Below are 8,087 nucleotides of genomic sequence, written 5' to 3' on the forward strand. Positions count from 1 at the left end.
AGAAAATAAGCGATTTATTAGAAACGAGGAATTAAATTATGACAAAAACTGAACGGATTAAAGCAGCTATTGAGGGTAGGCAAACTGATTCTATACCCTATGCATTTTGGACACATTTGCCTGGAATAGACATGGATCCGTCTGCCCTTGCAGATGCCACTTTTGATTTTTATAAGAAATATGATATTGATTTTATAAAGACAATGAATAATGGTATGTATCCTATAGAGGATCTGGGCTGTACAATCGACTACTCCGATATTGTGTCAGGTGGTGTGGCAAAGCTAATAGATACTCCTGTAAAATCTATTGATGATTGGGAAAATGTAAAGGTTACAAGCATAGATCAGGGAGCATTGAAGCGTGAGCTGACATCATTGTCCTTGCTAATTGAAAAAACAAAAGGTGAAGTTCCCGTAATTTTTACCGTGTTCAGCCCAATCACTACGGCAGATAAAATATCAAACAAGTATTTAACTGAACATATTAAGAATGGAGGCGGAAGCAAGGTGCACAAAGCCCTTGAGGCCATTACTCAGACCACATGCCAGCTTGTTAAAAGAGCAATTGGTATTGGCGCAGATGGCATATTTTTTGCTTCACAGATGAGCTCATATGACATTATGAGCGAAGAATTGTATAAAGAATATGGGGTTTATTATGATGAAAGGGTCATAACCGCGTCAAAAGGCTGGTTTAATGTGCTTCATGCCCATGGAGAGAATATTATGTTTAACTTGCTGAAGAATTATCCTGTAAATGTTTTTAATTGGCATGTGTGGGAAAGTTTACCTAAACTTGAGGAGGCAAATTTTTTAGCTCATAAATGCGTAATGGGTGGAATTAAAAGAATGGATATTACCAACAGAAACAAAAATGAATTACAAAATCAAATATATGAATGTGTTAAAGCACTCAAGGGAAGAGGACATATCCTTACACCGGGATGCGTTATCCGATATCCTATAGATGAAGAAATACTAAAGTATGTGAAGCAGGTAAAATATGAAATTGAAGAAGCTGTTTTAAAGAAGGAGGTTGTATAATGAATAGTATTACTGTAGTAAAAGGAACACCCTATGAACAAGGTATTATACAAGGTAAAGAGCTTTCACAGATAATAAAAAATAATATTGAAAATGTAAAAACTAAGTTAGTTGCCGATAAAGTGGATATGGTACGTTACAATTCTTTTGTCGAAAGTAATGCTAAGTTTATGGAAAAGAATCATAATGATTTGATGGAAGAAATGCGAGGAATAGCTGATGGCTCGGGTATCTGCATGGAGGATATTCTCCTGCTTAATATACCTGCATACTTTATGACCCAGTATTTAAATCAAGAGTGTAGCATGGTTATGGTTAGAGGCAAAGCGACTTACGATGGAAATACTTATTTGATAAAAAATAGAGACATGGGCTGTATGATTGAGCAGGCTGTTATAAAAAGAGAAAACAATAACGGAAACAGCATGATTGAAGTTAGTGGTGCTGGTGTAGTCACTTATCCTGCCAGCGGAATGAACAATTATGGCTTGGGAGTTACAACAACAGGTTTTTGGTCAAAAAGTGCGGAGCCCATCCTTAGCGAGGTTGATGCAGCTCATATATTTGTTAATATTAGACTATTGCTTGACAATTGCAAAACTGCAAAAGAGGTTATTGAATATATTAAAACTTCTCCAAGGATGAATGGATTGAACATTATTGCCGTGGACGAGAAGGATGCATATGCCATTGAGACAACACGGAATTCAATGTATATAGAAGAAGATGACGGGAGAGGTGTGCTATATAGGACAAACCATTATATTTTGCCGGAAACGAAGAACCTAAATCCCGATCCGCAGCAGTATCAATCAACATATAAGAGATTTGAACGTATTGGTGAGATGATTAAAGAACGCTATGGCAAGCTAAGATTTCAGGATTTATTCAGAATTATGTCTGATCACGAGAATGGGATCAACTCCATATGCAGACATCCTAAAGGAGATGTGCTTGGGCAAACGGTTTCTTCCAGCATGGTAATATTGGAAGATCGAGAAGCATGGACTACTATAGGTAATCCATGTATGAATTTGAGATATGCATCTTTGGCGGAGAAGAGGTAGAGTATGGAGGTAAAAGAACTTGTTAATCGTAGGATTGAGGTGCTAAAAGACAAGCTGGTTGAAAAAGGATTGGATACAGCAATTATAATCAAACCGGAAAATGTGTTTTATTTCAGCAACTTCAATCCTGTAATCAATAGCCATCCGTGTTTTGTAATTATCAGTGTTAAGAAGGGAGCACATTTGCTGGTGCACAGCATTAGATGTGATCATGCAAAGGAGGAAGGATCCCTCGATAATGTGCAGCTATATGGGAAATGGGGTGCTAATATTTCTCTTGCAATGGACCCTGTTGATGCAATAAGAGAAATTTTGTCCCATGGACCAATCAAGCTTGGCTTGGAATTGAGCGACGTAAATTATAAGCTTTATCAAGATATTTGCACTAAGCTTAACATTTCTTTCATTGAAGATATTTCTGTGGATGTAAATATGATGAGGATGATCAAGGATGAATATGAAATAAGCTGTGCAAGGAAATCTGCTGACCTGGTTGACATCGGAGTTGAAACCACTATCAAATATCTTCAGGAAGGTTATTCTGAGGCATGTGCCTCCACAGAAGGCCAGTATCAAATGCGCAAGACATGGAGCAAATTATATAGTAATACGGAGATTTGCGGATTTGGAACCTCAGAAGGAGGAATAATCGATAGTTTCCACGTATGGTGTCTATCTAATGAGCATATAGCATATGGATGTGACTGCCCAAAACATTATATTCCAATGGCCGGTGATATTTCTTTGCCCATGGCATGGGCAAAAGTCAACGGATATCATGCTGAAAATGAGCGCAGCATTATTGTTAATAAGCTGGATGAAAAAAGGGATAGAGCTTACAAAGCGATGCTGGAAGCAAGACAAGCGGTTTTTGATAAAATGAAACCGGGGATTACGCTTGAGTCCCTTTATTTTGAAGCGGTAGAATTATTCACCAAGTATGGCTTTGGGGATATTCTTCCCGGAAGAATTGGACATGGAATGGGATGCTCTGCACACGAGTTTCCTTCAATAGGCAAGGGAGTCAAAATTCCTCTGACGGCTGGTATGATTTTAACAGTTGAACCTGGGCTGATGGAAAAATCTTGGGGAGGAGTCAGACATTCCGATACGGTGCTTATTACTGAGAATGGGTATGAGCTGCTAACCAAGATTAATAATAAATGCATAATAATCAATAAATAAGCAAAATGCTTTCATGTGAAAATATATTGGATTGAGGCAGCGGTGAAGGGCTCGTTAAGGGCACTGCAGAGGATACTATTAAGAGTATAGGACGTTTAGGAAGAGTAGGCATGAAGGAGACCGATAGGGAAATACTCAAGATTATGGTGGAATGGCTTATCAAACCTCTTGATAATACAATTCATTGTGGTGTAAGATATATTAAGAACTATAAAAAAAGGATATAATTTCCTTAATAAAGTTGTTTGGAGGGGGAAAATGCCTGATTTAAAAGATTTAAAAGAAAAGATAATTAAATCTAAGCTCACAAAAAAAGAAAGTTATATTGCCGAATATATTCTTTATAATGTCAGTAAAGTTTGCTTTATGTCGGCTAGCGATCTTGCTAAAGAGCTTAACACCAGTAATACATCTGTTAATAGAATGGCTAAAGCTTTGGGGTATAATGGTTTTAATGAGCTTCAAAAGGAAATGCAAGAATATATATCCTATCAGGCAGATTTTTCTGATAACTTTCGGTTACCTCCTATGCAAAGAATAGTGGAAATGAATAATAATGAATTATCACAGGAAAAGCTAATTACAAAAATTTTTGAGCTTAATTCTAATAATATCATGAGTGTTCTATCTAAGAATACTCCTGCTAAAATTGATCGTGTAGTGGATATTTTGGCTACAAGTAATCATATATATATAAATGGGTATCGAGGGACTGCCGACCTTGCTAACAAATTTGGTTTTTTACTTGGCTTGATCATTGGAAATGTTATTTTAGCAACAAGCGAGGATATAAGCAATATTGAAAAGGTCATGGATATCGAAAAAGATGATTGTTTAGTTATAATTAGTTTTAATAGATATAAGAAGAACACTCTTGATATTATTAATATCTGCAAAGAAAAATCAGCAAAGTTAATTCTTATTACTGATAGAGCAACGGCACCCTTTTCTCAACATGCCGATGAGCTTATGATAGTTGATGTGGCAAGTTTAAGCTTTTTCAATTCCAATGTAGCCCCCATGTTTCTCTTGGAATTAATTTGCACCAAGCTTGCCGTTCTATTAGATGAGCAAGCTAAGGAACGTCTTAATATGTTAGAGCCCTATATTAACAAAACCCAGATTTTTTAAATAGAGAATATAATAATAAAACCCATCTGTTAAGATGGGTTTTATTATTATCAGACTGCTGACATTTTATTGTTATTGCATTATTGATATTACTTCAAATAATATTAAATAAATTTTAGGCATATAATATTCTCAGACAAATTAAAAGGAGGGACAAGAATGAAAAAGCTTATTGAAATAAGGTGGCATGGAAGGGGAGGTCAAGGAGCTAAAACAGCCGCATTGCTTTTAGCAGACGCTGCCTTCAATACAGGCAAATACATACAGGGTTTTCCTGAATACGGCCCTGAGAGAATGGGAGCACCCATAACGGCCTACAATAGGATCAGTGATGAAAAGATCACCATTCACTCAAATATATATGAACCTGATTATGTAGCCGTTGTTGATCAGACATTGATAGGGCCTATAGACGTGGCATCAGGAATTAAGGAAGGCGGTGCCATAATAATCAATTCGGACAAAAGCCCTGAAGAATTGAGAAAACACCTAAAGGACTTCAAAGGCAAGATTTGCACCATAAATGCAAGAAAAATCTCTGAGGAAACCATAGGGAAAAACTTCCCCAATACTCCTATGCTGGGCGCGGTGGTGAAAGTGAGCGGAATAATGGACGAAGGGAAATTCCTGGGTTATATGAAAGAAAGCTTTGCTCATAAATTCGCTACCAAGCCTCAAGTGATCGATGGGAATATGAAGGCTTTGGAAAGGTCATTAAAGGAGGTAGAGGGCATATGAAGGGAAATCTTGCGGGGCATATGAAAGAAAATCTGACATGGAGAGAGACGACCCCCGGGGGTACCATATATGATGCTGGGAGTGCAGAAAAATTCAAGACCGGAGACTGGAGAGCGATGAAACCGGTATGGATCATAGAAAAATGTACACAATGCATGCTTTGCCCTCCTACATGCCCCGACAGTGCAATACCTGTCAAAGACAGCAAGAGGCTTGACTATGACTATAATCACTGCAAAGGCTGCGGCGTATGTGCGGAAGTGTGCCCCTTTGGCGCCATAGACTTTGTAAGAGAAGATGCAGAGGAGGTTTGAAAATGGGCATAAGAGAAAGATTATCCGGAAATGAAAGCATTGCTCTTGCGATGAAGCAGATAAACCCAGATGTAGTAGCTGCTTTCCCCATCACGCCGTCCACAGAAATACCCCAATATTTTTCACAGTTCGTCGCCAACGGCAAAGTAGATACAGAATTTGTGCCTGTTGAATCGGAGCACAGCGCTATGTCTGCCTGTATAGGAGCGCAGGCTGCAGGAGCCAGGACTATGACTGCGACTTCTGCCAACGGCCTGGCTCTTATGTGGGAAATGCTCTATATTGCTTCGGCCATGAAGCTTCCTATCACTATGGCATGTGTAAACAGAGCCTTGTCGGGGCCGCTGAATATACATAATGACCACAGCGACTCTATGGGCGCAAGGGATTCCGGATGGATACAGATCTATTCAGAAACCAATCAGGAAGCCTATGATAACTTTATACAAGGAGTCAGAATAGGCGAGCATAAAAGTGTACAGCTTCCGGTAATGATATGCCAGGACGGCTTTATCACCAGCCATGCCGTTGAAAACATCGAGCTTATGGAAGACGATGAGGTTAAAGACTTTGTAGGGAAATATGATCCTGAGCATTATTTGCTTAATGAAAAGGAACCCATCGCTGTAGGTCCACTGTCTTTGCCTTCTCACACCTTTGAGCAAAAAAGAGAGCAGGCTCAATCCATGATCAACGCGAAGAAGGTCATACTGGAAGTCGCAAAGGATTTCTACAAGCTGACAGGAAGGAGATACGGCCTGTTTGAAGCATATAAGCTGGAAGATGCAGAATTGGGGATAGTGGTTATAAACTCAACCGCCGGAACTGCAAAAGCAGTTGTAGACGAACTGAGGGAAGAGGGTATAAAGGCAGGCCTGTTGAAAATCAGGGTGTTCAGGCCTTTTCCCGCAGATGAAATTGCAGACGCTCTAAAAAATCTCAAAGCTTTGGCAGTAATGGATAAGGCGGAAAGTCTTTCCGGCGTTGGGGGGCCCCTGGCTGCAGAGATCAAGTCGGCTTTATATGGAAAGGCGCATGATATGCCTGTTGTAAATTATATCTATGGTCTGGGAGGCAGAGACGTGAAAACCGATGATATAAAAAAGGTATATGATGATTTGATGGAAATAATGAAAAAAGGCAGCGTTAAAGATACATACAGATATTTGGGATTAAAAGAATAGGAGGGACATTTATGGCATATAGTTTAAAGGAAGTAATGAACAAGCCGGAAAGATTGATCGGAGGGCATAGAATGTGCGCGGGCTGCGGTGCTCCCGTTGCTGTAAGAGGGGTGCTGAGAGCCTTAAAGCCGGAAGATCGTGCAGTATGCGGCGCTGCTACAGGATGCTTGGAGGTTTCCACATTTCTTTATCCCTATACGGCCTGGAAGGATTCCTTCATACACAGCGCCTTCGAAAATGCAGGGGCTACGATAAGCGGTGCGGAAGCTGCCTATAATGCGCTTAAAAGAAAAGGAAGGATAAAGGATGAGTATAAGTTCATCGCATTCGGCGGAGACGGAGGGACCTATGATATAGGCCTTCAATCCTTATCCGGTGCTATGGAAAGAGGACATGACATGGTATATGTATGCTATGACAATGAGGCGTACATGAATACAGGCATTCAAAGGTCTTCGGGAACTCCCATATACACAGACACCACAACAAGCCCCGCCGGTGATGTTCTCCAGGGCAAGCAGCAGTTTAACAAAGATTTGACTCAAATAATGGCAGCTCACAACATTCCCTATGCTGCGCAGACGACACTGACAGCGGATTTCAAAGATCTGTATCTGAAATCAGAGAAGGCCATATATAAAAAAGGGCCGGCCTTTCTCAATGTTTTGGCGCCATGTCCAAGAGGCTGGAGATATAATACGCCTGATTTGATGAAAATCTGCAAGCTTGCAGTGGACACATGCATATGGCCTCTATACGAAATAGAGGATGGAAACTGGAAGCTTACCTATAAACCGAGAAAAAAGCTGAGCGTGGAGGAATATTTAAAGCCTCAGAATAGATTTATGCATTTGTTCAAAGAAAAAAATCTTCATTTAATAGAAAAGATTCAAAAGCATGTGGATGAAAGCTGGGAAGAATTATTGAAAAAATGCGGGGAAGTATAAAAACAGATGTCAATTTAGAGAGGAAGGTTCAAATGAGTAAAGCGAAAGGGATCGACAAGGATAGGATCGTTATAGCTGAGCCGGAGAAATATGGAAAGATTGAAATAAGAAATATAAACTTTGATAGCGGCGAAGGCTTGGCAGGCTTTGATGGAAATATGATAGTGGGAGATAGCGAAGATTCGAAGGATGTGTTCTTCTTATCCATAAGACCATTAAATGAATCTGAAATAAATGCTGTCTGTGATAAGGTGGAAGAAATATATCAGGATGAACCAAAGCTGATAAATCTGTCTATATATGACGGAGTAAATTCTATATATAATATGAATGAAAATCCCACATAAAAAATGTAGAAAAATATAAAAAAATATTTACTCGTATATAGAATTGTGATATACTATTTTTTGCACACACTATTGCGGCAAGCTTCATAGGGGGTCAAAATTTACCATGTTGACAAGCTGAAATGCCT

At 39.3% G+C, this 8,087-nt stretch carries 9 protein-coding genes; all 9 read left to right on the forward strand.

Annotated features, from left to right (window positions below; translation table 11 throughout):
• Nucleotides 1-38: 38 nt before the first annotated feature.
• The 9 genes from LJD61_RS19765 (at nucleotide 39) to LJD61_RS19810 (ending at nucleotide 7,959) form a co-directional block, all read left to right on the forward strand.
• Entirely contained in the window at nucleotides 39-1,046 is a 1,008-nt protein-coding gene (locus LJD61_RS19765) for a uroporphyrinogen decarboxylase family protein (RefSeq protein WP_255229321.1), read from the forward strand.
• On the forward strand, nucleotides 1,046-2,113 hold the full coding sequence (locus LJD61_RS19770; protein WP_255229322.1) for a C45 family autoproteolytic acyltransferase/hydolase: 1,068 nt from the start codon (nucleotides 1,046-1,048) through the stop codon (nucleotides 2,111-2,113). Before LJD61_RS19765 ends, LJD61_RS19770 begins: the two co-directional genes overlap by 1 nt.
• Nucleotides 2,114-2,116: 3 nt before the next feature.
• Nucleotides 2,117-3,298, forward strand: coding sequence for a M24 family metallopeptidase (locus tag LJD61_RS19775; protein WP_255229323.1), 1,182 nt, complete (start codon nucleotides 2,117-2,119; stop codon nucleotides 3,296-3,298).
• Nucleotides 3,299-3,556: 258 nt separating this feature from the next.
• The gene (locus tag LJD61_RS19785; protein WP_255229324.1) at nucleotides 3,557-4,429 is read left to right on the forward strand and encodes a MurR/RpiR family transcriptional regulator; all 873 of its coding nucleotides are present in this window, start codon (nucleotides 3,557-3,559) and stop codon (nucleotides 4,427-4,429) included.
• 159 nt (nucleotides 4,430-4,588) lie between these two features.
• Nucleotides 4,589-5,167: a 2-oxoacid:acceptor oxidoreductase family protein gene (locus LJD61_RS19790; protein ID WP_255229325.1), complete on the forward strand. Its 579-nt coding sequence runs from the start codon at nucleotides 4,589-4,591 to the stop codon at nucleotides 5,165-5,167.
• Nucleotides 5,164-5,481: a 4Fe-4S binding protein gene (locus LJD61_RS19795; protein ID WP_255229326.1), complete on the forward strand. Its 318-nt coding sequence runs from the start codon at nucleotides 5,164-5,166 to the stop codon at nucleotides 5,479-5,481. Before LJD61_RS19790 ends, LJD61_RS19795 begins: the two co-directional genes overlap by 4 nt.
• A gap of 2 nt (nucleotides 5,482-5,483) precedes the next feature.
• Entirely contained in the window at nucleotides 5,484-6,665 is a 1,182-nt protein-coding gene (locus tag LJD61_RS19800; RefSeq protein ID WP_255229327.1) for a transketolase C-terminal domain-containing protein, read from the forward strand.
• Nucleotides 6,666-6,676: 11 nt separating this feature from the next.
• Nucleotides 6,677-7,612, forward strand: a complete 936-nt coding sequence (locus LJD61_RS19805) for a thiamine pyrophosphate-dependent enzyme (RefSeq protein WP_255229328.1) — start codon at nucleotides 6,677-6,679, stop codon at nucleotides 7,610-7,612.
• A 32-nt stretch (nucleotides 7,613-7,644) separates the two neighbouring features.
• The gene (locus tag LJD61_RS19810) at nucleotides 7,645-7,959 is read left to right on the forward strand and encodes a hypothetical protein (protein ID WP_255229329.1); all 315 of its coding nucleotides are present in this window, start codon (nucleotides 7,645-7,647) and stop codon (nucleotides 7,957-7,959) included.
• Nucleotides 7,960-8,087 lie beyond the last annotated feature (128 nt).

This window comes from Lutispora saccharofermentans (assembly GCF_024363565.1).
GTDB lineage: Bacteria > Bacillota > Clostridia > Lutisporales > Lutisporaceae > Lutispora > Lutispora saccharofermentans.

What these genes read in the sequence shown, in the direction of transcription:
- LJD61_RS19810 (WP_255229329.1), top strand. Translation starts at nt 7,645, where the DNA reads ATGAGTAAAGCGAAAGGGATCGACAAGGATAGGATCGTTATAGCTGAG.
- LJD61_RS19805 (WP_255229328.1), top strand. Translation starts at nt 6,677, where the DNA reads ATGGCATATAGTTTAAAGGAAGTAATGAACAAGCCGGAAAGATTGATC.
- LJD61_RS19765 (WP_255229321.1), top strand. Translation starts at nt 39, where the DNA reads ATGACAAAAACTGAACGGATTAAAGCAGCTATTGAGGGTAGGCAAACT.
- LJD61_RS19770 (WP_255229322.1), top strand. Translation starts at nt 1,046, where the DNA reads ATGAATAGTATTACTGTAGTAAAAGGAACACCCTATGAACAAGGTATT.
- LJD61_RS19790 (WP_255229325.1), top strand. Translation starts at nt 4,589, where the DNA reads ATGAAAAAGCTTATTGAAATAAGGTGGCATGGAAGGGGAGGTCAAGGA.
- LJD61_RS19775 (WP_255229323.1), top strand. Translation starts at nt 2,117, where the DNA reads ATGGAGGTAAAAGAACTTGTTAATCGTAGGATTGAGGTGCTAAAAGAC.
- LJD61_RS19785 (WP_255229324.1), top strand. Translation starts at nt 3,557, where the DNA reads ATGCCTGATTTAAAAGATTTAAAAGAAAAGATAATTAAATCTAAGCTC.
- LJD61_RS19795 (WP_255229326.1), top strand. Translation starts at nt 5,164, where the DNA reads ATGAAGGGAAATCTTGCGGGGCATATGAAAGAAAATCTGACATGGAGA.
- LJD61_RS19800 (WP_255229327.1), top strand. Translation starts at nt 5,484, where the DNA reads ATGGGCATAAGAGAAAGATTATCCGGAAATGAAAGCATTGCTCTTGCG.